Annotated in this window: 20 protein-coding genes and 1 riboswitch; of the genes, 2 read left to right on the top strand and 18 right to left on the bottom strand. The window is 33.3% G+C overall.

What is annotated here, in order from left to right:
- Positions 1-43: 43 nt before the first annotated feature.
- The 12 genes from J2W95_RS16910 to J2W95_RS16965 form a co-directional block, all read right to left on the bottom strand.
- Complete coding sequence (locus J2W95_RS16910) at positions 44-454, bottom strand: RrF2 family transcriptional regulator (RefSeq protein ID WP_310009130.1); 411 nt, start codon at positions 452-454, stop codon at positions 44-46.
- A 95-nt stretch (positions 455-549) separates the two neighbouring features.
- Positions 550-1,068: an alpha/beta hydrolase gene (locus tag J2W95_RS16915; protein WP_310009132.1), complete on the bottom strand. Its 519-nt coding sequence runs from the start codon at positions 1,066-1,068 to the stop codon at positions 550-552.
- A gap of 113 nt (positions 1,069-1,181) precedes the next feature.
- Complete coding sequence (locus J2W95_RS16920) at positions 1,182-2,354, bottom strand: trans-sulfuration enzyme family protein (protein ID WP_310009134.1); 1,173 nt, start codon at positions 2,352-2,354, stop codon at positions 1,182-1,184.
- Positions 2,355-2,393: 39 nt separating this feature from the next.
- Positions 2,394-2,828, bottom strand: a complete 435-nt coding sequence (locus J2W95_RS16925) for an OsmC family protein (protein WP_310009136.1) — start codon at positions 2,826-2,828, stop codon at positions 2,394-2,396.
- 53 nt (positions 2,829-2,881) lie between these two features.
- On the bottom strand, positions 2,882-5,296 hold the full coding sequence (gene thrA / locus J2W95_RS16930; RefSeq protein ID WP_310009138.1) for a bifunctional aspartate kinase/homoserine dehydrogenase I: 2,415 nt from the start codon (positions 5,294-5,296) through the stop codon (positions 2,882-2,884).
- Between the two features lie 19 nt (positions 5,297-5,315).
- The gene (locus tag J2W95_RS16935) at positions 5,316-6,278 is read right to left on the bottom strand and encodes an alpha/beta fold hydrolase (RefSeq protein WP_310009140.1); all 963 of its coding nucleotides are present in this window, start codon (positions 6,276-6,278) and stop codon (positions 5,316-5,318) included.
- A 77-nt stretch (positions 6,279-6,355) separates the two neighbouring features.
- A riboswitch (SAM riboswitch) is annotated at positions 6,356-6,463 on the bottom strand.
- Between the two features lie 237 nt (positions 6,464-6,700).
- Positions 6,701-6,910, bottom strand: coding sequence for a hypothetical protein (locus J2W95_RS16940; RefSeq protein WP_310009142.1), 210 nt, complete (start codon positions 6,908-6,910; stop codon positions 6,701-6,703).
- 97 nt (positions 6,911-7,007) lie between these two features.
- Complete coding sequence (locus tag J2W95_RS16945; RefSeq protein ID WP_310009145.1) at positions 7,008-7,259, bottom strand: PLP-dependent transferase; 252 nt, start codon at positions 7,257-7,259, stop codon at positions 7,008-7,010.
- 639 nt (positions 7,260-7,898) lie between these two features.
- The gene (locus tag J2W95_RS16950) at positions 7,899-9,107 is read right to left on the bottom strand and encodes a sterol desaturase family protein (protein ID WP_310009147.1); all 1,209 of its coding nucleotides are present in this window, start codon (positions 9,105-9,107) and stop codon (positions 7,899-7,901) included.
- Between the two features lie 18 nt (positions 9,108-9,125).
- Positions 9,126-10,232, bottom strand: a complete 1,107-nt coding sequence (locus J2W95_RS16955; protein WP_310009150.1) for a homoserine dehydrogenase family protein — start codon at positions 10,230-10,232, stop codon at positions 9,126-9,128.
- A complete protein-coding gene (locus tag J2W95_RS16960; RefSeq protein ID WP_310009152.1) occupies positions 10,219-11,220 on the bottom strand; it encodes an alpha/beta fold hydrolase in 1,002 nt (333 codons plus the stop codon). The genes J2W95_RS16955 and J2W95_RS16960 overlap by 14 nt, the downstream gene beginning before the upstream one ends.
- A 94-nt stretch (positions 11,221-11,314) precedes the next feature.
- Complete coding sequence (locus J2W95_RS16965) at positions 11,315-12,607, bottom strand: O-acetylhomoserine aminocarboxypropyltransferase/cysteine synthase family protein (protein ID WP_310009155.1); 1,293 nt, start codon at positions 12,605-12,607, stop codon at positions 11,315-11,317.
- Between the two features lie 698 nt (positions 12,608-13,305).
- On the opposite strand from J2W95_RS16965, the gene metK reads away from it, so the two are divergent.
- Positions 13,306-14,556 carry a methionine adenosyltransferase gene (metK, locus tag J2W95_RS16970; protein WP_310009157.1) on the top strand — a complete coding sequence of 417 codons (1,251 nt, stop codon included), beginning with the start codon at positions 13,306-13,308 and terminating at the stop codon, positions 14,554-14,556.
- A gap of 109 nt (positions 14,557-14,665) precedes the next feature.
- On the opposite strand, the gene rodA is transcribed toward metK, so the two are convergent.
- Genes rodA through purH form a run of 6 tightly spaced genes read right to left on the bottom strand, consistent with a single transcriptional unit; the run spans position 14,666 to position 21,841 of the window.
- On the bottom strand, positions 14,666-15,901 hold the full coding sequence (gene rodA / locus J2W95_RS16975; RefSeq protein WP_310009159.1) for a rod shape-determining protein RodA: 1,236 nt from the start codon (positions 15,899-15,901) through the stop codon (positions 14,666-14,668).
- A gap of 14 nt (positions 15,902-15,915) precedes the next feature.
- Entirely contained in the window at positions 15,916-17,853 is a 1,938-nt protein-coding gene (mrdA, locus tag J2W95_RS16980) for a penicillin-binding protein 2 (protein ID WP_310009161.1), read from the bottom strand.
- Complete coding sequence (locus J2W95_RS16985) at positions 17,850-18,356, bottom strand: rod shape-determining protein MreD (protein ID WP_310009164.1); 507 nt, start codon at positions 18,354-18,356, stop codon at positions 17,850-17,852. Before J2W95_RS16985 ends, mrdA begins: the two co-directional genes overlap by 4 nt.
- Entirely contained in the window at positions 18,349-19,176 is an 828-nt protein-coding gene (gene mreC / locus J2W95_RS16990) for a rod shape-determining protein MreC (RefSeq protein ID WP_310009166.1), read from the bottom strand. Before mreC ends, J2W95_RS16985 begins: the two co-directional genes overlap by 8 nt.
- A 55-nt stretch (positions 19,177-19,231) precedes the next feature.
- A complete protein-coding gene (locus J2W95_RS16995; RefSeq protein WP_268847984.1) occupies positions 19,232-20,260 on the bottom strand; it encodes a rod shape-determining protein in 1,029 nt (342 codons plus the stop codon).
- Positions 20,261-20,314: 54 nt separating this feature from the next.
- The gene (gene purH, locus J2W95_RS17000; protein ID WP_310009168.1) at positions 20,315-21,841 is read right to left on the bottom strand and encodes a bifunctional phosphoribosylaminoimidazolecarboxamide formyltransferase/IMP cyclohydrolase; all 1,527 of its coding nucleotides are present in this window, start codon (positions 21,839-21,841) and stop codon (positions 20,315-20,317) included.
- Positions 21,842-22,085: 244 nt separating this feature from the next.
- On the opposite strand from purH, the gene J2W95_RS17005 reads away from it, so the two are divergent.
- Positions 22,086-23,333: an ABC transporter permease gene (locus J2W95_RS17005; protein WP_310009170.1), complete on the top strand. Its 1,248-nt coding sequence runs from the start codon at positions 22,086-22,088 to the stop codon at positions 23,331-23,333.
- Positions 23,334-23,395: the final 62 nt, after the last annotated feature.

Below are 23,395 nucleotides of genomic sequence, written 5' to 3' on the forward strand. Positions count from 1 at the left end.
TTTTTTTTAAATTCAAAATTTTTTTTAAATAAAATTTAGTAGCCTAAAATGCAATATCAGCGAGGGAGTTACTTTCTAAAACCTTAAGGGTATTATCCCTAACCTCAGCCATTAATCGGCGTGCAGCGCATGTAGATTCATCATCACAATCATCACATTTTTCATAAAAATTGTGACTTGCGCAAGGAAGCAAAGCAATTGGCCCTTCAAGTATGCGATATACTTTGGCCATACTGATATCTTTTGGGTCTTTTATCAGGTAATAACCACCGCCTTTTCCTTTTTTTGCTCCAAGAAAACCAGAGTTTCTAAGCAATAACAAAATACTTTCCAAAAATTTTATTGAAATATGTTCATTTTTTGCAATTTCGGCAATTTGAACAGGTGTATTATCTTTTTGGCGAGCCAAAAAAGTAAGTGCCTTTATTCCATATTTTGTTTTCTTTGAAAGCATTATGATTTATGATTTTTTGGAATCGAAACAAGTCGTTTATAAATTATGTTTACGAAACTACAAACTTTATCCTTTTATCAGCAAATTGTATGAAACTATTTTAAAATTTCATTGCAAATTAAAATTGCACACTCTTTTTCAGTATAAAAATTGTGTTCTTTATTTTTTATAATTTCAAAATCAATCGAATGTCTTTCAAACCAATTATCGTTTGGTTTATTAAAGTCATTTTCTCCATAATAAAGTTTTATTGCTCCATTAGGAATTTTATCCTCATATCGTAATCTTGTTGATGAAACGGCTAACAAACTTCTAATATGTAACCCCTTCAAAGCAGATTTCCAAGCAATTGTTCCACCAATACTAAAGGCAAGAATATCGATTTGATTCTTTTCAGTTTTCAAAAGATTTTCAATAGCTTTTTCTATTCCTCCATTGACAAACTGATTGTGGAGATTTTCTTCGAAAAAATTTGTTTTGTCAATTTCCCCTAATTCACAACAATCGTAATATTTAATTTCGAATTTATCTTTCAACAATTCAACATAACCAGAAACCCAATCTGATTTTTCTTTTCCCCACAAATCCGATAAAATGATTAATCTTGGTTTCATATGGCAAAGAAATTGCAAATCAAATTTCAAAAACAAATGATGATTAACGATAGTTGTTAAGTTGAAAATCTACAAGCTAAAATCGTTAATCATCATTCTAAAATCAATTATCTTTAAGAAAGCGCTTGCTGCAAATCGGCGATAACATCTTCTACGGTTTCAAGTCCTACGGATACACGCACCAATCCATCAGTAATACTAACCGCCAAACGTTCTTCAACGGTCAATTTACTGTGAGTTGTAGAGGCCGGATGTGTAACGATTGTTCTCGTATCACCTAAATTTGGAGATAACGAACACAATTTTATTTTATCCAAAAATGCTCTTCCTGCTTCGAGTCCACCTTTGATTTCAAAAGCAACGATGTTACCACCTAACTTCATTTGCTTTTTGGCAATTTCGTATTGTGGATGTGATTTCAGAAATGGGTATTTTACGCTATTAACCTTTGGATGACTTTCCAAAAATTCAGCTACTTTCAATGCATTTTCACAGTGTCGGTCAACACGAATAGCCAAAGTTTCCAAGCTTTTGGATAATACCCAAGCATTAAAAGGGGATAATGAAGGTCCTGTAAGTCGAGAAAACAGGTAAATATCTTGTATCAAATCTGATCTTCCAACTGTGACTCCTCCCAATACTCTTCCTTGTCCGTCAATCAACTTAGTTGCAGAATGTACTACCAAATGTGCTCCCCATTTTATCGGTTGCTGAATGTATGGAGTAGCAAAACAGTTGTCAATAATTAAAATCAGATTGTGCTTTTTGGCAATAGCTCCTAAAAGTTCCAAATCAATAATATCGACAGCTGGATTGGTTGGTGATTCGGCAAAAAGTATCTTCGTATTTGGCTTTATAAAACTCTCAATAGTTTCTGGTTTAGTAAGGTCAAAATAGGATGTTTCAATATTCCACTTTGGAAAATAATTCACAAACAAAGAATGGGTTGCACCAAAAACACTGCTGGCAGAAACAATATGATCTCCTGATTTCAACAAAGCTGCAAAAGTAGAATAAACTGCCGCCATACCAGATGCAAATGCAAAACCGGCCTCAGCACCTTCCATCGCACAAATTTTATCTACAAATTCGTTGGTATTTGGATTGCTGTATCGGCTATAAATATTTCTATCTTTCTCTTCTGCAAAAGAAGCACGCATATCTTCTGCATCTTCAAATACAAAACTAGACGTTAAGTACAGAGGCACTGAATGCTCTAAAAATTGTGTTCTTTCTAATTGATTACGTATGGCCTGTGTTTCAAAACCAAATTCTTGTTCGCTCATTTTAATAAGTTTATGGTTAATAGTTTGTGGTGGTTGGTCTTAGATTTTCTCTAATTCTTTTCCGTTCACAACTACTTTATAGTGAATGGTTACATTTGGTTCCAATGTTTTAGAAACCGAACAGTATTTCTCGAAAGAAAGTTGTGCCGCCTTGGCCGCTTTCTCCCCGACGATTTGACCTTCCAAATAAAACACTACATGAATATCTTTGAAAGGTTTTGCTTCATCTACCTGCACACGTTCGCCTTCAACCTCAGCTTTGAAAGAGGTAATTTCCTGGCGTTGTTTCTTTAGAATCGAAATCATATCAATACCGCTACAACCTGCAACGCCCATTAATACTAATTCCATTGGACTAGGTCCCATATCATTTCCGCCAAATTCAGGACGACTATCTACATTTACAATATGACCTCTTTCGTTTTTTAATTCAAAATGGAAGTTGTCGTTTACTCTGTTAAGTGTTACTTTCATTATAATTTGTTTATATCTTAAATCTAAATTCTGCTGCCTTAATTCTTAAATCCCTATCCTTTGTCAGACAATCTCAAAATATCTCCAAAAACTCCTCTCGCCGTTACAGCCGATCCCGCTCCTGCTCCTTGAATCACGATTGGTCGGTCTCCGTAAGACTCTGTGTAAATTTCGAAGAATGAATCCGAACCTTTCAATCCACCCAAAGCGGTATCTTTTGGTACTGAAACCAGTTTTACTTCCAGATTTCCTTTATCATTTTGCAAATCACCAGACAATTCCCCGATGTAACGCAACACGTGATTCGGTTGTTGATCTGCTTTTATTTTAGCATAAATAGGATCAAACTCTGTCAATTTGTTTAAAAAATCAGGAACATCACCTTCGCGCAAATGCTCCGGAATTAAGTTCTGAATTGAAATCTCCTCAAATTCATTTTGCAAGTCCAATTCTCTCGCCAAAATCAATAATTTTCTACCCACATCGTTTCCACAAAGGTCTTCTCTTGGGTCTGGCTCGGTGTAACCGTTATCGATTGCTTCTTTTAATATTTCGCTGAACGGAGCATCTTTAGCAGAGAAATTATTGAACAAATAACTCAATGTTCCTGAGAATACTCCTTTTATCTTGGTGATATTTTCACCCGAAAGGTGTAATAATTTTATTGTATCAATCAATGGTAAACCAGCACCAACATTCGTCTCATAAAGATACGTTTTTTGATTGTCTTCCAATACTTGTCTCAACTGTTTGTAAAATGAGTAACTCAACGTATTAGCCACTTTATTGGACGAAATTAAATCGAAACTATTCTCAGCCAATTTGATATAATTTTCAACAAAAACAGTAGATGCAGAGTTGTCAATCGCAATCAAATTCTCCAAGTGATTCTCGTTTGCATAAGCAATAACATCATCAATAGTATATGAAGTTCCATTGGTTTGAATTTCATTTCTCCAGTTTGGAGAAACGCCTTCTTTATTTAAAAGCACACTTTTTGAATTAGCAATTGCAAAAACATTCAGTTTGATTCCTTTGCGTTTTTCGATAGCTCCAGCCGATTCCAAAATTTGGTTAATCAACGTTCCTCCTACCAATCCGTGACCAAAAATTGCAATATTGATTTTTTTGGAAACCCCAAAAATCTCTCCGTGAATTACATTCAGAGCTTTGTTTAACTCTGATTTTCTAACCACCAAACTCACGTTTTTACCCGTAACCGTGTTGTTGAAAAGAATAGGAACAATTTTATTTTTGATTAAAGCCGTGTAAGGTTTATGAAACGTACTCAAATCTTGTCCGATAATCGAAATCACCGAAACATTGTCCGTAACCGTAATTTTATTGACATCTTTGGAATAAAAGTCATTTTCAAATTCGCGCTCAAGTTCAATCATCGCGCGAGTTGCTTTATCAGCATCAACCACAATTCCGATTCCTCTTTCGGATGAACCTTGTGAAATGATACTCACACTAATATCATTATCACCCATCACTTTGAAAATACGGGCATCAACACCTGTTTTTCCAAGTAATCCTCTTCCTTCCAAATTTACCAAAGCCACATTTTCAAGAACCGAAAGCGTTTTAATACCTTCTTTATTTGGGTTTGAAGTAATAAGCGTCCCTTGGTTTTCGTAATTAAAAGTGTTCAAAATACGAAGCGGAATATTTTTTTCCAATAAAGGAATGATAGTCTTCGCATGTAAAATTGTTGCACCAAAATTGGCCAACTCATTCGCTTCATTAAACGTCAAATGATCAATTTTTTTGGCATCCAAAACCAACTCAGGGTTGGCAGTATAAATTCCGTCAACGTGAGTGTAATTTTGAAGTTCCGTCGCATCAAGATAATTTGCCAGCAACGAAGCTGTATAATTACTACCATTTCTTCCTAAAGTTGTGGCTTCATTTTTACTATTAGAACCAATAAAACCAGTGACAACATTCACCGTCTCTCCATTATGCTCCTTAAAATAAGCCACTACATTTTTCTTTGAAAGTTGTTCAACCGGTTGCGCATCACCGTAATTCGAGTCCGTTTTTATCAATTCTCTCGTATCGGAAAAATTAGCTTTTATTCCATTTTTAACTAAAATAGCAGTAAGCAATTTAGCCGAAATCAACTCTCCTTTAGACAATACTTCGTCCTTAATTTTCACGCTATAATCGCCAATTAGACTAACTCCCTCAAAAAGTTTTTCCAATTTATTGAACTCCTCAGACAAATCTACATCATCATAAACATCTTGTTGGTAGCTTTTAAAATCCTCAAAAAGCGGTTTATAATCACCGTTTTTAGAAGCCAAAGCCAATATCTCTTCCAATTCGTCCGTAGCATTTCCACGTGCCGAAACTACAACTGCAATCTGTTCTCCATTATTCACTTTCCCAGCAATAATTGCCACCACCTTATTGATTCCGTCTCCATTTGACAAAGACTTTCCTCCAAATTTTAATATTTTCATCTTGATATATTTTTCTAGCTTAAAAAACTCCTTTAAGCAAATTGTCTAATTGTTTATATTCAATCAAGAAAGCATCGTGTCCGTGAATGGAATCAATCTCTTGAAACGTTACATTCTCTTTGTGCTTTTTTAATGTTTCGTATGTCTCTTTATTTTCATTTACTGTAAAAAACAAATCCGAATTGATTCCGATAATATGGATATCAGCTTCTATTTGAGCCGCTACGGTAAGAAAAGATTCCCTGTTTCTGGAAATATCTATTGTTTTCAGTAATTGATTCATCAACTTGTAAGCTGAAAGCTGAAAGCGTTTTTGTAATTTCTTTCCGTGATGATTTAGCCAACTTTCGATATTAAAAATAGCCAGTTCATCATTGCTAGTTCGGTCAAATTTTGCCTTAAAAGATTCTGGCGTTCTATAGCATAACATTGCATGAATGCGGGCATCTTCAATTGGCTTTGCCGAATTGTTTAAAATTTGCTCCTGCAGGAAACAATTGGCAATCAACCAATCGGTCGATTTCCAGTCGGTTGCAATCGGAATTAAGTGTTTTGTTATTTGTGGAGCCAATGCAGCAATTTCCCAAGCAATTCCGCCTCCTACAGACCCTCCGATAATGGCAAACAATTGAGTAATTTGAAGCACTTTAATCCCTTCTATAAAAAGTCTCGCCACATCTCTAGCCGTAAAATCCAAGTAGTTTTCAATAATAGTATCGTCAAAACCATTTCCTGGCACATTAAAAGCTAGTATGGTGTATTTATTAGTATCTATTGTTCTGTTTTCACCAATAAGAACATTCCACCATCCCTTTAAACCCACAACTTGTGAATTCCCTGTTAATGCGTGATTGACCAAAACAATAGGCGCTGTATGTAATGCTGGACCAAAAAGATGATAACTCAAATTGATCGTAGCATAAAAAGCACCACTTTCGGTAGTGAAATTTTGTATTGTTATTGTGGTTGGTTTATTTTCCAATTTCAAATCTTTTTTGATTTTTTGATTTGTACCTGGAAATATTATGAAGAAAGCTAGAAAAACTAGTTGAATTCTTAGTGTTATCTTTCCACGTTTGGCGTGGTAGAATGCAGCACCTTCTTCGATAAATCGAAGGGTTGCTAAGGCTTCACTGGGTCTAATCCCTCTGCCTTTCTTTATAACATTTCAATACGTTTCTGAACTTAAAGGTGCAAATTAACTACAATTTTATGAAACAACCAAATAATTATTCAACTCATATTTGGAACTATGATTGTTCATCAATTAAAAAATTGCCATGAATTGCACTAATTCTCACGAATTTCTTTTCTATTCAAAAAAGGATTGCGTGTTTTTATCCGTGCATTTCATGGCAAATAATTTTTACCTACACATTTCTTGAGGTACTCATCAAACCACTATTAAATAAATAGAGTTTCGTTTTCTTTAGAGTACATATGAAACAATAAAGAACTCTTGCCTTTTCTTGCTTTCAAATCGAAGTTTTCATCTACATGAAATCTTGTGTGATCCAACTCTTTTGTTGGGTTAAACGGCTCTACTTTTATTGCTTTTATAATTCCTTTTTTTAGTAACTCTACTCTGTTTGTGATATATGTTATAGTTTTCATGATACTTTATTTTATAATTAATGTTGGTTTTGTGGCTTATATTTTAGTTTTATTTATAGCACAATGAGTTTCGTTTCCTAAAAAATCAATTATGCTTTTATACTTGTAATTCTGTAAAAATTCTTGATAAACAACAGCTTTTTAAATTCTTCCGATCTTCTGTTCTTCTCGAGAGTCGAATCAAACCTTTGTTTACTCTCTTGGCGACCAGCTCTGCATCTGACATCTGCTGACATCGTATACTAGCTGGATGTATAATCAAGGATTTAATATTTTCAATATTGGCCGAAATAGAGAATAACTTTATATCAACGGCTTTCTGTTTTGCTGTAAAATTTGTTGAACTCATAATTTCTTTTTTTTGGTTATTTTAAATAAAGCTTATTCAGCTTGTATATCCTTTTTTTTATTCCTTTTCCTTTTAGAACAGAAAAACAAAAAACCCTTTTAGACACATATCCAAAAGGGTTTAAGTTATACCTATAAACTTATACTTTTGGAATCAGCAAATACAAACACACATCATGGCGTACTTACACATCATCATCTTCTTTGCCTTGCAAATGGTAATCTTAATAGTGTCGAGTTGTTGCATTCTTAATTATTGCTTTACTTATTCTTGTTCTTTTTTTAACCTTGAAATTCCAAAAAAAAACCTCCCAAGTTCGTTGGGAGGTTTTTGCTATATATTTTTAATTTAAAATAAAGCTATATACACCTCCCCTTGCAGGTTTTCACCTGAATGGCTTTTTTTGACATATTGCATACATTAAATTTCATTTTCTTCTTTTTTATTTCTGTTTAACAAATATCTAAACTTTTTTCCAATAATCCAAATGCTAAACGTAAATTTAATAATTAAGAAACAAATAATTAAAACAAAACCGATTCAAAATCAAGATATTGTATAAATATATTAAATTTTTATAACAAATTGTTACAAAAACAATTAAAAATATTTGTTTTTTTTCGTTCAAAAAACCTCAATTTAAGCCGAAAACAAAAAATCTTGGTATTTTGAATGGATTGTTTGATAAAACAGCACCCCAACTATTCCTAATAATACAATTACAGAAAGCAATAATAAATTCGGAAAAAAGGAAAGCACCACATAACTTACAATCCCAATTCTTAAAAATTCTAAATGAAAAATCCATTTTTTCTGTTCCAACATCGCTCCTGTTACTATAACGCTCAAAACAATAAATCCGGCTAATAAAAACATTACAGATGCTGTTATGTATTCTGAAAAAAGAATCGTGAAAAACAAAACCCCCATTGTTATAATAGTTTTTGATATAATGGCATTTATTAACTTCTTTGAATATTGAATGTCAACTGTTTTATTAGAAAACTTTCTTTCTAGTAACACTCGTATCCTCTCATCAATGTCATTTGGGCCACCAAAAATTACATTTAATTTTTTCCTAAATGTTTTTGCCATTCTAAATGCAACTGTCAACTCCAGAACATAATGAAAATGTTGCCACAAAAAACTATAACTCTCCAACGATTTGGTTAATCCATATTGAGGCTCTGTAGTTTCTTCTATATAGGTTCCAAAAAATTTATCCCATATAATCAGCATGTCTCCATAATTTTTATCCAAATATTCTGGATTACTGCTATGATGAACTCTATGATGTGAAGGCGTAACTATAATATACTCCAGCCAACCCAATTTCCCCACTAATTGCGTATGCGTAAAAAAAGGATAGGTTCCATGAATAAGTAACAAAACGGTAATCATTTCTGCTTTGAAACCAATAATTGGCAAAACACACCAAAACAAACCTCTAGCAACAGCCTGAAAAACCGTAATTCTAGCTGCAGCTGTATAATTAAAATCATCACTTTGATGATGCACAATATGTGTTGCCCAAAAAACGTTTACTGTATGCCCTAATCTGTGGTACCAATACCAAACCAAATCGGTTGCAAAAAACAAAAGAATCCAGGTTGTGGCCGATGATTCTATTGAGAAAATAGAAAAATTGGCATTGAGCCAAGAAAAAATAAAATAAAACGTTCCTGTAGTTAGAAGATCTGTGATTCGTTCTACGATTCCAACATTAAGATTAGCAACACTTTCATTAAAATGATGAACATTTCTATTTTTTCTTTTACTTATATAGTATTCCAAAAGCATGAATGACGCAAAAAAAGGAATTGCAAAAGCAATGTAATTTAATTTCATTTGTATTTTTTATAAGATCTAAAGCCAAACTGTTTCTTTAATTTTTATTTTTTCAGCCACTTTTAGAATGTCAGTTAGAATTCCTCTGGCTATAGTTGTAGTTTTTTTTCTTGAACTATCACCATGAACGATGATTGGTACATTCCCATGAGATTCAGTATAGATTTCAAAGACAGTCTCCGAGCCTTTCAATTGTCCAATCGCCGAAGTAATTGGTTCTGAAATCAACTTTACTTCCAATTTCTCATCAGCAATAGAAATTTCACCTACATACCGTAACACCTCATTTTTCACCTGAGTGATTTTCGCTATTTCTAGATATTTATCAAGTATATCCGCATCGAAATAAAATTTAGATTTAAGATTTGTGCCTTCTAAATCATCATAGAAAAGCGAACTGATTTTTATATCTAAAAACTCTGTGTTTTTTCCTAATTCTCTAGCTAAAACAAGTAGTTTCTTTGCAACTTCAACACCCGAAAGCTCATCCCTAAAATCTTTTTTTAGCAAGCCTCTTTTTTCAGCATCATTCAGAATTTTAGAAAAAGGAACATCCTCGGATGAAAACCTATTAAAAACATAACTCAATGAATCTGAAAAAACACCTCTGATTTTAGTTATTTTTTCTCCTGAATAATACAAATCACTAATTAACTTTAAGACCGGAATTCCTGCTTCAATATTAGTCTCATACAAAAAAGTCTTGTCGAACTTTTTAAGATTTCTTCGTATTTCCTTATAAAAATCAATATGCAATACATTCGCATTTTGATTGACCGCAACAATGTTAAATCCATTTTGAATCAGAGGAATATAATGTTTCACCAACTCTGAACTTGCCGTTGCATCTACTGCAATTACATTTTCAAGCCCTTTATTTTGGGCAAATTCAATAATACCCTCTATTGTAAAAGGAATTGCCAATTGGTCAAAATTAGCCTCCCAAGCATTTTTAACTCCTTCTTTTTCAAAAAAAGCCAAAGTGGAGTTGGTTATTATAGGAAAGCGCAAATCAATATTCCTTTTTTCCCGAAAGAATTGCTGACTTTCTAGAACTTGATTAATTAATGCACTCCCTATATTTCCAATTCCAAAAAGGATAACATTTATTCTAAGCACTGACATATCTCTGTTCTTTGTGAAGGTTAAAAATTGGTTTCAAAATATCGGATAATTGATTGAACTCTATTAGATAGGCATCGTGACCATGAATAGATTGAATTTGGTGATAAAAAACATTTTGCTTTTTATTCGTCAATTCTCTGTAGGTTTTACGCGTTTCGTCGGCAATAAACAAATAATCCGTATCAACAGTAATAAGATGAATATTGGCCTCAATTGCATTAGCCACTGTTAGAAAATCAGGTCTGTTTCTAGTGATATCAATTGTTTTGAGTAAATGATTCATCAGTTTATAAGCTGCCAATCGATACCTACTTTTTAATTTAAAACCATGATCCAGCAACCAATTTTCAATCTGCAAAACGGATAATTCATCCAATTTACTTCTCTTAAATCTTTGATTTACATATTCCGGCGTTCTATACAATAATGTGGCATGCAAACGGGCATCAACAATTGGATCATCAGAATGATTCAGAATTTGGTCTTGAATCAAAACATTGGCTATAACCCAGTCAGTAGCTTTCCAATCGGAAGCGATCGGAATCAAGTTGTCAATTTTATCGGGTTGTAAAGCAGCCATTTCCCAAGCTATTGCGCCTCCTAAACTTCCTCCAATTACTGCATAAACATTTTGAACTTTTAAGAAAAATAATCCTTCCCAAAAGATGCGTGCAATGTCACGAGTACTATAATCCCGGTAATTGTCTATCAAATTCTCGCCGTTATCATCAAATCCATTTCCTGGAATATTAAACGCAATAACGGTAAAATAATCGGTATCAACAGCGCGATTTGGCCCAACGATTCCGCTCCACCACCCTTTTTCTCCAGTAACATTAGAATTTCCTGTTAAAGAATGATTCACCACTACAACTGGCGCACTGCCTAGTGGTTTACCAAATACTTGATAAAACAAAGGAAGATATGCCTTCTGTTTTCCTATTTCTAAATCAAAATTAAAGAGATCTATTTTTTCTAAATTTTCCATTTTGAATACTTTTTAAAGTTATTTTTTTAAAAACTGCCTTAGATTATAAATCAAATAACTAAGACAGTTTTACCTAACAAAAACTAACACTTTCCTATACCAATTGAGGGGTTTTTATGGTTTCAAAAACAGCTTTTAAATCTGCTTTTAGATCCTCTATATCTTCTAATCCAACAGAAAGTCGGATTAAATCTTTTGTTACTCCAGTTGCAATTTGCTCCTCATCTGATAACTGCTGATGTGTAGTGCTGGCTGGATGAATAATCAAAGATTTGGTATCTCCAATATTGGCCAATATGGAAAACAACTTGGTATTATCCGCCACTTTTTTAGCAGCCTCAAAACCAGCTTTTAGTCCAAAAGTTACCACTCCACTTTGCCCTTTTGGTAAATATTCTTGCACTAAATCATAATATTTACTCGATTTCAATCCTGGATAATTCACCCATGCTACTTCCTCTTGAAGTTCCAACCATTGGGCTAAAGCCAAAGCATTTTCACTGTGTCTTCTGATGCGAATTTCTAAGGTTTCTAAACCTTGTATAATTTGAAAAGCATTAAACGGACTCAAAGCTGCCCCAAAATCCCGTAATCCTTCAATACGTGCTTTTGCTATAAAAGCTGCATTTCCTAATGCTTCGTGGTAAACCAATCCATGATAACCAACAGAAGGTTCAGTAAATTCAGGGAATTTTCCGTTGCTCCAATCAAATTTTCCGGCATCAATGATTACTCCACCTAAAGAAGTCCCATTTCCAGAAATATATTTAGTCAAAGAGTGAATTACGATATCAGCACCATACTCAATTGGATTCAGTAAATAAGGTGATGCGACTGTATTGTCGACTATAAAAGGAACTTTAAAAGCTTTCGCTTCATCAGAAATCCCTTTTAAATTCAATACATCTAATTTTGGGTTTCCTAAACTTTCCACAAAAAAAGCTCTGGTATTTTCCTTGGCAGCTTTAGTGAAATTTTGTGGATCTGTTGGATCTACAAAAGTGGTTGTGATACCTAATCTAGGTAAAGTCACTTTTAATAAATTATAAGTTCCTCCATACAAACTGTTGGACGCTACAATATGATCACCTGCTCTTAGCAATACTAATATGGCAGTCGAAATTGCCGATGATCCAGAAGCGGTAACGACTGCTCCAATTCCCCCTTCCAGAGTTGCCAATCGTTGTTCCAGAATATCATTGGTTGGATTATTTAATCTGGTGTAAATGAATCCCGCTTCTGCAAGACCAAATAAATTGGCCGCATGGTCAGAATTATTAAATACATACGAAGTGGTTTGGTAAATTGGAACAGCTCTGGTTCCGCCATTTTTAGTTACGTCATGTCCTGCGTGTAATGCGTTTGTTGCAAATTTTTGTGTGCTCATGATTTTAAGTTTTAAAAAGTTATGTTATTAGTTTTAATGATTTTGCTTTATATTTTCAAATAAATCCGGGAAATAAAAAAACCCTTTTGGATGAATTACCAAAAGGGTTTATAGTTTGACTATAACAAGGATTAAATCCTTCACTTTTGGCAATAGGGAATTGGGATGCACATACACATCATACAACACATTGTCATTTTGTTCCCTATCGTTTTCATCTCTTCACTTATTATCTAAAACCAAAAAATCTTATTTGTTAATAGAGGACTTTTCTTTTTATATTTTTAAATCATTACAATAACACTCTATTAGGAATTTTCATCATCATGAAACAACTATTACATATCATTCGTTTCAGTTTCTTCCTATTCGATGGAGCAAAAGTGCAAACTATTTTTTAAACCACCAAGCAAAAATCAATTTATTTTTATAAATTCTATAGAATTAGTAGGGTTTGTTAAATTCCTCTTAATTAATTAAAAAAAACAAAAGAATAATTTGCAATTCAAAATGGTTTCATACATTTGCACCCGAATACAAGAGGAAAAATTTGAACTGATTGCAACCTCTTCATAATGAAATGGATTCATTATGGATGCTGAAAAATTTTCAGTAGAAAAAATGCTAAAGCAGAAACTCTCCTTTAGCCATTCTAGCAATTGTTTTTCCTCGATTAATTTTTAAAATTTATAATTATTATGGCTTATTTATTTACGTCAGAATCTGTAAGTGAGGGACACCCAGACAAAGTTGCAGATCAAATTTCAGATGCATTAATTGATAACTTTTTGGCATTTGATGCTGACTCAAAAGTAGCTTGCGAAACGTTGGTTACTACTGGTCAAGTAATTTTAGCAGGTGAAGTAAAGTCAAATACTTACTTAGATGTACAACAAATTGCTCGTGAAGTGATTCGTAAAATTGGTTATACAAAAAGCGAATATATGTTTGAAGCCAATTCTTGTGGTATTCTTTCAGCAATTCACGAACAATCTGCAGACATTAATCAAGGTGTTGACAGAGCTAGTAAAGAAGAGCAAGGAGCTGGAGACCAAGGAATGATGTTTGGTTATGCAACGAATGAAACTGAAAATTACATGCCATTGGCACTTGATTTATCTCATAAATTATTACAGGAATTAGCTATTTTGAGACGTGAAAATAATGAAATCACTTATTTGCGTCCTGATGCAAAATCTCAAGTTACTTTAGAATACAGCGATGACAACAAACCAACACGTATTGATGCAATCGTAATTTCTACACAACACGACGATTTTGACGAAGAAGCTACTATGCTTGCTAAAATCAAAAAAGACATTATTGAAATATTGATTCCTAGAATCATTGCAAAAAACCCAACGCACGCTCATTTATTCAATGATAAAATTCAATACCACATCAATCCAACAGGGAAATTCGTAATTGGAGGACCACACGGAGATACTGGATTGACTGGAAGAAAGATCATTGTTGACACTTACGGTGGAAAAGGAGCTCACGGTGGTGGTGCTTTCTCTGGAAAAGATCCAAGTAAAGTAGACAGAAGTGCAGCTTATGCTACACGTCATATCGCAAAAAATCTTGTTGCAGCTGGTGTTGCTGATGAGATTTTGGTACAAGTTTCGTATGCAATTGGAGTAGCAAAACCAATGGGAATTTTTATTGATACTTATGGAACTTCTAAAGTTAATTTAACTAATGGTGAAATTGCTAAAAAGGTAGAAGCTATTTTTGATATGCGTCCTTACTTCATCGAACAACGTTTGAAATTAAGAAATCCAATCTATAGCGAAACTGCTGCTTACGGTCATATGGGACGTACTCCAGAAACCGTTACAAAAACATTCTCTGCTCCTGGTGGATTAACTAAAACGGTAACAGTTGACTTATTTACTTGGGAAAAATTAGATTTTGTAGATCAAGTGAAAGCTGCTTTTGGATTGTAAAAAAATATGAATTTATTATACAAAAAAACCATTCGGAATCGAATGGTTTTTTTTATACCCAAAAACAAGGCGAATTTTTAAAATTAAAATTTCAATTAGGATGAATGATCTACCATTCATTTACTTTGTTGGCATCCATTTTAATAAAAATGAACAACAAAATGGTAAATCCCCACAAACCAGAACCTCCATAAGAAAAGAAAGGTAGCGGAACTCCGATGGTTGGAAAAACTCCCACAACCATGGCAATATTTACAAAAAAGTGTGTGAATAATATTCCAGCAACACAATAACCATATACTCTACTAAATTTAGTTTTTTGTCTTTCCGCAAGATAAATTATTCGAAGAAATAGACCTGCAAAAAGTGTAACTACCACCAAGGAACCAATAAACCCCCACTCTTCTCCTACTGTAGTAAAAATATAATCAGTATGTTGTTCGGGTACAAAACCGCCTTTGGTTTGTGTTCCTTCAAGAAAACCTTTACCGAACCAGCCTCCTGAACCTACAGCAATTTCAGATTGATTGGTATTATATCCAATACCTTTCATATCAACTTCTTTTCCCAATAATATATTAAAACGATCACGATGGTGTTGCTTGAAAACATTAGTAAAAACATAGTTTACTGATAAAACAAAACCAGAAATAATCGCAAAAAGAATAGCACTCAAAACAATGTTTCTATCACCAATTCTCGATTTGAAATGTATTAGAACAATAACCAACAAAGCCATTAAAATAACATATTGAGGTTCTAAAACCAGTGTCAACATAAAAAGCAGTATGGTAACAAAACCTGTCCAAACATACCAAGATGGTAATCCCTCTCTAAATAAAACAATAATAAAAATACTGTAGATCATAGCACTTCCAGGGTCTGGTTGTGGCAAAATGAGCATAACTGGCAAAAACACAATTGCCAATGCCTGCATTTGTCTATTAACATCTTTTAAATTGATCTGTGTGTCGCTTAGATATTTGGCCAATGCCAATGAAGTAGCAGCTTTTGCAAACTCTGAGGGCTGCAATGTAAAGCTCCCAATTGCATACCAACAACGTTGACCTGCAATTGTTTTACCAAAAGCAAACAAACCTAACAGAGACAGCAGAGAAACTACAAATATGATACTGGCATATTTTTCATAAAATTTACCATCAATATATAATAAAATAAAAATCAAAGGAACTGATAAAGCTATAAATATGGCTTGCTTTTCATAAGTTCCCTCTGTAGAAGACAATGAAGACGAATAAATATTTAACCACCCCATGAATACGAGTAGAACATAGATAATTATACATATCCAATCAATATTGCTCGATAAACTTTGATTTTTCATCTGATATGAATGTATTATTTTTTCGTTTTGGTTGTGTCACTTTTTTTTGCTGCCGCTTTTATTTTACTCTCCTTAATAGAATCCTGAATACGCAGTTGTTTTTTTACTTCTTCTGAAAGACCACCAAACTTTGCATATCGGCCCTGCAAACTAATATTTAATACTCGTGTTTCTAAATCTGTTCTCGTGATTTTTTTTCTCAAATATTTCTCAATCATTAAACTGGCGATTGGTCCTGCAATTGTGGCTCCATAACCTCCATTTTCAACTAAAACAGCTATGGCAATTTTCGGATTATCTTTAGGCGCAAAAGCAACAAAAATAGAGTGATCTTGCATTTTTGTCCTAACTCCATCAATTTTAGCAAAGTTTTCAGCTGTTCCTGTTTTTCCGCAAATATCAATTCCTTCCACTCTTAATGCATAAGCAGTTCCTCTGTTGTAAACATCAAACAATCCGCTAATCATAGGTGGAAAATATTTTTTATCGATCGTCGTTACATGCTTTGTTGTAAACTTAGTGTCGATTTTCTCTCCTTTTATCTTTTTAATAATATGAGGAGTGTAATAATATCCTTCGTTAGCAACAGCCGACATCATATTAGCTAATTGAATTGGGGTCATTAATACTTCTCCTTGACCGATGGCATTGGAAATAATCGTTTTTCCACTATAGCCCCAACCAGGGTACATTCTTTTATAAGTTTTGGAAGTAGGTATCTTTCCTTTTCTACCCGTTGGTAAATCATAACCCATAAATTGACCTAATCCAAAACTCTTAATATGATTACTCCATACATCCACAGCATAAGGTGTCTTTTTGTATTTCCCAATAGTTCTCAAATACACATTCGAAAAATAAGCATTACAAGATTTATAAATCCCAACATGAAGATTCAAAACACCGCCGCCGCAATGGCATCCTTGAAATCGACCTGGAGCATAATAAAAACCATGACTACAAACAAAAGTGGTTTCTTCATCCATAACTCCTTCTTGCAACCCAACAAGACCTGTCATAATTTTAAAAGGCGATCCTGGTGGATATTCGGCTAATAATCCCCTGTCATAAAGTGGTTTAGCAATAGAATCACGATATAATTTTGTATAGTTTTTAGATCGTTGTCTTCCAACCAAAATTCCCGGATCATAGGAAGGAGCAGTTACAAGTGCTAAGATTTCACCCGTTTTTGGTTCAATAGCTACTATACCTCCTCTTTTATTAACCATCAATTGCTCACCATATTTTTGAATTTCGGCATCAATAGTTAGGTTTATATCCTCACCTTGAACAGCAATTGTATCATACTTTCCTTCTTTGTAAGATCCTATTTCTCGGTTGAATTTATCCTTTTGAAAATATTTAACTCCTTTAATACCTCGGAGAATTTTTTCGTAACTTTCCTCAACTCCTTGTTTACCAATCAAATCACCACTCTTATAGTAATTATTTTTTTCAATAAGCTTTTCATTTGCTTGTGTAATAAATCCAAAAATATTGGCTCCGAAATCAACTTCATAATCACGCAAGGCACGTTTTTGGAAATAAAACCCTTCAAACTTTCTAATTTTTTCTTGAAAAGCTGCAAACTCATTTTTATTCAATTGAGCTAAAAACACCGAAGGCAACCTCGGACTGTAAACTTTGGCTTTCTCTATTTTTTTTATAAAATCTTCCTTTGTAATATTTAATAATTTACAAAACTCAAGAGTGTCTGTATTATCTAACTCTCTTGGTATTACCATGATATCATAAGAGGGTTGATTCGCCACTAATAATACTCCATTTCTATCATAAATATAACCTCTCTCTGGATAATCATATTTGATTTTAATTGCATTATTTTCTGATTTTAGCTTAAAAGAATCGTCAATAATTTGTAAGTAAAAAACACGTATGATTAACAAAGATGCACCAATAATAATTAAAGCTGGCAACAAGACTTTTCTCATCTTTTATTTGGCTTTATTAAGTAAATAAGAATAATACAGGTTAAAATAGTAAATAATGTGCTTAAAAAAGTTCTAAGTAGAACGTCAAAGAAGAAAGTAATTTGAAAAGACTCCAATAAGAATAAGGCAATATGATGTGTAATGACTGCCAATAAAATAAACGTGAATCGCTCTGGTGTCAAAACATCATTTAATTTGATAGTTTGGTATTCATAACTGAGTCCAAATGAAAATTTAAAAAAGAAAGGTCTCAAATAAGCCAAAAGAACACATGCAGTAGCATGAACACCTCCCGAATTACAGAACAAATCCATAATTAAACCTAGAAAAAAACTTGCTATAAGCAAATTCCCTTTGTTCCCATTTACAGGGTAAAGAATGATGAAAAGTATATAGGGAAATGCACTTACATAACCTCCGAAATTCATATTATTAAAAACTAGAATTTGTAAAGCTAATAAGAGCACAAAACGAAAAATGTTCACTAACAACGTGCTATTCATCTTTTTTTCTTTGGTTTTCTAAGTTTTTAATTTCTTCGCTGTTTTCAGATTTTATAATATAAACATGACCCAAATTGGTCATATCATTAAATAGTTTTACAGTTATGGTATAATAATGTGTTACCTCGTCTTTTTCTAATTTGTCAATAGTACCAATGTTAATGTTTTCAGGAAATATAACAGATTGTCCACCTGTCACAATAGTATCTCCTTTTTTTACACTGGCCAATCTTGGCACATCAATTAGCTTAACAAAACCAGTACTTTTACCGTCCCAATTCAAGGTTCCAAAATGATCCGAATTTTTAATCTTAGCGTTAATTTGAGATTTTACATTCAAAATACTGATTACTGTCGAATAATTTGTAGATACATTATCGATGATACCTACAATTCCCAGACTATTAATAACCCCCATATCAGGCTTTACCCCTGATTTAGCACCAGAATTCAAAGTTAAAAAATTCTCATACACATTAAATGAGTTATGAATCACTTTAGAAACAATGATATCCTTTGGAAGAACACCTTTTAGACTGTCTAGATTAGGAATTTTTGTGGAATCTTGAGTTTTAAACAACAAACTTTTCAAGTTGGCATTTTCCCGTGCAAGTTCATCATTTTGTTCTTTTAAGTAAAGATATTCTTCTACAGAATTTATCTTTTCATAAACACCACCACTCAAAAAATTGGCAGAACTGATAACTTTGCTTCTATGAAAAGAATGGGATTGTATAGTTAAGGATAACGAAATACCCAAAAGCAGCAAAAACAGTATTCTATTACTGTTTTTTATAATAAATGAAAATATTTGCTGCATTTTTTAACTGTATATATTGAATGTTAGATATAAAGTAACTTCAGTAAAAAAGGTATTACTTAATCAAAATGTTTTTAAACTTTGAAATATTCTTAAGAGCCATTCCTGTTCCTCTTACTACCGCTCTCAATGGATCTTCGGCAATATAAACCGGTAAATCTGTTTTTTGAGAGATTCTTTTATCTAGACCTCTCAACATAGATCCACCACCTGCAAGATAGATACCTGTATTATAAATATCGGCAGCTAACTCTGGAGGAGTTTGTGATAATGTTTCCATTACAGCATCTTCAATTCGCTGAATTGATTTATCCAATGCTTTTGCAATTTCTCTATAAGAAACCTCAACCTGTTTTGGTTTTCCAGTTAATAAATCTCTACCTTGTACTGACATATCTTCTGGAGGAGTTTCCAAATCTTCAATGGCAGCACCAATTTGAATCTTTATTTTTTCTGCGGTACTTTCTCCAACAAATAAGTTGTGTTGTGTACGCATATAGTAAACAATATCATTGGTAAAAACGTCTCCAGCAATTTTAACAGATTTGTCGCAAACGATTCCACCTAATGCAATAACAGCAATTTCAGTAGTTCCACCCCCTATATCAACAATCATATTCCCTTTTGGTTGCATAATATCGATTCCAATACCAATTGCTGCAGCCATAGGCTCATGTATCAAATATACTTCTTTTCCGTTTACCCTTTCACAAGATTCTTTTACCGCTCTCATCTCCACTTCGGTAATCCCTGAAGGAATACAAACTACCATTCTTAAGGCAGGTGTAAACATTCTTTTTTTCAATGCCGGTATGCTTTTAATAAACATACTGATCATTTTTTCAGAGGCATCAAAATCAGCTATTACACCATCTTTTAAAGGTCTGATTGTTTTAATGTTTTCATGCGTCTTCCCTTGCATCATATTGGCTTCTTTACCAACTGCAATAATTTTGCCTGATATTCTATCACGCGCAACTATAGACGGACTGTCAATTACGACTTTGTCATTGTGAATGATTAAAGTGTTTGCTGTACCAAGGTCTATCGCAATATCCTCGGTCATGAAATCAAAAAATCCCATATGCCTTTTAAGGGTTAAAAAGTTATAAATAAATTACGCACAAAGTTAAACAAATTAATGTTTAAAATGACGTGTTCCTGTAAATACCATCGCAAGATTGTTTTCGTTGCAATAATTAATGCTCAATTCGTCTTTTATTGATCCTCCAGGTTGAATCACGGCCGTAATTCCTGCCTTCTTTGCAATTTCGACACAATCTGGAAAAGGGAAAAAAGCATCACTTGCCATAGATGCACCTTCTAAACTGAATCCGAAAACTTTAGCTTTTTCAATAGCTTGTAATAACGCATCAACTCTTGATGTTTGACCTGTTCCTGAAGAAATTAAAGTTCCGTTTTTAGCAAAAACAATCGTATTCGATTTAGTATTCTTACACACTTTAGAAGCGAAAATCAAATCTTCAATTTCTTGCGCTGTCGGTGCTGTTGTAGTAACGGTTTTTAAGTCCGCTTTAGTATCAGTGATGTTGTTTCTTTCTTGAATCAACAATCCATTCAAACACGTTCTCACCTGTTTTTGAGGCAATTCAACATCATTTTGAATTAATATAATTCTATTTTTCTTTTCTTGTAAAATAGCAATTGCTTCGGCATCATAAGATGGAGCGATAACTACTTCGCAGAATAATTTATTGATTTCATTTGCCGTAGCCACATCAATTGTTGTATTAGCAATCAATACACCACCAAAAGCAGAGGTAGGATCACAAGCCAAAGCCACATTGTATGCTTCAGAAATAGTATCTCTTGTCGCTAATCCGCAAGCATTGTTATGTTTTAAAATTGCAAATGTTGGCCCATCAGTTTTAAACTCATGGATTAAGTTTACAGCAGCATCAACATCCAATAAATTATTATATGACAATTCTTTACCGTGAACTTTAGTAAACATTGCTTCAAAATCTCCAAAGAAGAATCCTTTTTGGTGTGGATTTTCTCCATATCTCAATACTTGTCCGTTCTCTATACTTGCTTTATAGATTGTTTCGTCAGTATTGAAATAATTAAAAATTGCTCCATCATAATGTGAAGAAACATGAAAAGCTTTGGTAGCCAATAATTTTCTGTCAGCTAATGTTGTTGCACCATTTTGAGCAGTAATCATGTCCAAAAACAGACTGTATTGATCCATTGACGGAACGATTACGGTATCTTTAAAGTTTTTTGCGGCAGCACGAATTAATGAAATACCACCAATATCTATTTTTTCGATAATATCTTCTTCGCTTGCGCCAGAAGCTACAGTTTTTTCAAATGGATATAAATCTACAATTACCAAATCAAGCTGTGGAATGTTGTATTCCTGCATTTGCTGTACATCGCTTTCATTATCTTGACGGTTTAAGATTCCACCAAATACCTTTGGATGTAATGTTTTTACACGACCACCTAAAATAGAAGGATAAGAAGTAACATCTTCAACAGGGATAACTGGGATTCCTAAATTTTTAATGAATTCCTCGGTTCCTCCTGTAGAATAAAAAACCACATTTTGCTCATGCAGTTTTCTAACAATTGGCTCAAGACCTTCTTTTGAAAATACCGAAATTAATGCTGATTGGATTGTTTTTGTTGTGTTCATTGAGTAGTTATGATTATAAAGTGCAAAAATAGTTTTTTTTGATAATATAATTCAATAAAAAAATGTAACAATCTCTTAAAATAACATACCAATTGTTAAATGTATTTTTTTTAGGTTTTTGAAACCGCCGAGATGAAATTTCTTCATATTAAAATGGCAAAAAGCGGTTGCTGACAACCAAATTTTAAATACTTTCGGAAGAAATAAAAAGATAGAATTTTACAGTAATACAAATTCAAAAAACATGCTTGTTTACCTACGATTATTAAAAGAGAGTTTTGGTTTTGCCATGAATGCTTTACGCAGTAATAAATTAAGAACATTACTTTCTTTATTGGGTGTTACTATTGGAATATTTTCTATAATAGCGGTTCTTGCGGCGGTCGATTCTTTGGACAGAAAAATTTCAAAAGAATTAAGCAGTCTGGACAAAAACACCATTTATTTATTAAAATTTTCCTTTGGCCCTTCGGATATACCACAATGGAAAAGAGAGCAATTTCCCAATGTAAAATACACCGAATATGTGTACCTTAAAAACGTGATGACTCACACAGAGCAATTAGGATACCAGATATTTACTAGAAGTGAAGCTATAAAATATGAATCCAACACCGTGAGCGATGTGAATATTGTTCCTGTTTCCTATGAGTTTATAGACATTCAGGGATTAGAATTTGAAAAAGGGAGGTTTTATAATGAATCTGAAGCCAACTCAGGAACTCCTGTTATTGTAATTGGAAACGATATTGCAAAATCACTTTTTAACGACTCAGAACCGCTAGGTAAAAATGTGAGATTGTATGGCCAACGATTTACCGTTATAGGTGTTTTAAAGAAAGAAGGCTCTTCAATTGGTGACAGTAATGACACTGCGGCTTTTATTCCTGTTAATTTTGTGCGTAGGCTATATGGCGATAATAACCCAAATCTAACAAATGTAATTATATTCAAGCCCGAAAAAGGAGTGGATATGGAAGAGTATAAAAGTGAAATAACACAAAAACTAAGAAATTTTAGAGGACTAAAAGCTGGGGAAATTGATAATTTCTTCATTAATGTTTTTGGTGGATTTCTCGAACTTATAGATAACATAATTGGTCAAATGAACATGGTTGGCTGGATTATCAGTGGATTTTCATTATTGGTAGGTGGCTTCGGAATTGCCAATATTATGTTTGTATCTGTAAAAGAACGCACCAATCTCATCGGAATTCAAAAATCATTGGGAGCAAAAAATCGCTTTATATTATTTCAGTTTCTATTCGAAGCTATAATACTTTCGGTTCTTGGCGGTATTATTGGTTTATTTATGGTTTGGATAATCGCTTTGATTTTGACTAATGTCTTAGAATTTGAATTCGTATTAGGACTTGGAAACATTCTTTTAGGAACAGGATTAGCAGCTGTAATTGGGCTTATTTCCGGAATTCTTCCGGCTATTAGCGCATCCAAACTAGATCCAGTAGAAGCCATTAGAACTGGAATGTAGCATGTTGCATTTTTGTTATTTAATTGTAAATTTTGACGATTAGAAATAATTAGGTATTTTTA

It is taken from the genome of Flavobacterium granuli (genome assembly GCF_031456055.1).
Lineage (GTDB): Bacteria > Bacteroidota > Bacteroidia > Flavobacteriales > Flavobacteriaceae > Flavobacterium > Flavobacterium granuli_A.

Excerpts from the sequence above, each read along its gene's own strand:
- J2W95_RS16945 (WP_310009145.1), bottom strand. The coding sequence starts at position 7,259 with ATGAGTTCAACAAATTTTACAGCAAAACAGAAAGCCGTTGATATAAAG.
- J2W95_RS16985 (WP_310009164.1), bottom strand. The coding sequence starts at position 18,356 with ATGAATAGCACGTTGTTAGTGAACATTTTTCGTTTTGTGCTCTTATTA.
- J2W95_RS16995 (WP_268847984.1), bottom strand. The coding sequence starts at position 20,260 with ATGGGATTTTTTGATTTCATGACCGAGGATATTGCGATAGACCTTGGT.
- J2W95_RS17005 (WP_310009170.1), top strand. The coding sequence starts at position 22,086 with ATGCTTGTTTACCTACGATTATTAAAAGAGAGTTTTGGTTTTGCCATG.
- mrdA (WP_310009161.1), bottom strand. The coding sequence starts at position 17,853 with ATGAGAAAAGTCTTGTTGCCAGCTTTAATTATTATTGGTGCATCTTTG.
- purH (WP_310009168.1), bottom strand. The coding sequence starts at position 21,841 with ATGAACACAACAAAAACAATCCAATCAGCATTAATTTCGGTATTTTCA.
- J2W95_RS16955 (WP_310009150.1), bottom strand. The coding sequence starts at position 10,232 with ATGTCAGTGCTTAGAATAAATGTTATCCTTTTTGGAATTGGAAATATA.
- J2W95_RS16950 (WP_310009147.1), bottom strand. The coding sequence starts at position 9,107 with ATGAAATTAAATTACATTGCTTTTGCAATTCCTTTTTTTGCGTCATTC.
- J2W95_RS16915 (WP_310009132.1), bottom strand. The coding sequence starts at position 1,068 with ATGAAACCAAGATTAATCATTTTATCGGATTTGTGGGGAAAAGAAAAA.
- J2W95_RS16910 (WP_310009130.1), bottom strand. The coding sequence starts at position 454 with ATGCTTTCAAAGAAAACAAAATATGGAATAAAGGCACTTACTTTTTTG.
- thrA (WP_310009138.1), bottom strand. The coding sequence starts at position 5,296 with ATGAAAATATTAAAATTTGGAGGAAAGTCTTTGTCAAATGGAGACGGA.
- J2W95_RS16965 (WP_310009155.1), bottom strand. The coding sequence starts at position 12,607 with ATGAGCACACAAAAATTTGCAACAAACGCATTACACGCAGGACATGAC.
- mreC (WP_310009166.1), bottom strand. The coding sequence starts at position 19,176 with ATGCAGCAAATATTTTCATTTATTATAAAAAACAGTAATAGAATACTG.
- metK (WP_310009157.1), top strand. The coding sequence starts at position 13,306 with ATGGCTTATTTATTTACGTCAGAATCTGTAAGTGAGGGACACCCAGAC.
- J2W95_RS16925 (WP_310009136.1), bottom strand. The coding sequence starts at position 2,828 with ATGAAAGTAACACTTAACAGAGTAAACGACAACTTCCATTTTGAATTA.
- J2W95_RS16940 (WP_310009142.1), bottom strand. The coding sequence starts at position 6,910 with ATGAAAACTATAACATATATCACAAACAGAGTAGAGTTACTAAAAAAA.
- J2W95_RS16920 (WP_310009134.1), bottom strand. The coding sequence starts at position 2,354 with ATGAGCGAACAAGAATTTGGTTTTGAAACACAGGCCATACGTAATCAA.
- J2W95_RS16960 (WP_310009152.1), bottom strand. The coding sequence starts at position 11,220 with ATGGAAAATTTAGAAAAAATAGATCTCTTTAATTTTGATTTAGAAATA.
- rodA (WP_310009159.1), bottom strand. The coding sequence starts at position 15,901 with ATGAAAAATCAAAGTTTATCGAGCAATATTGATTGGATATGTATAATT.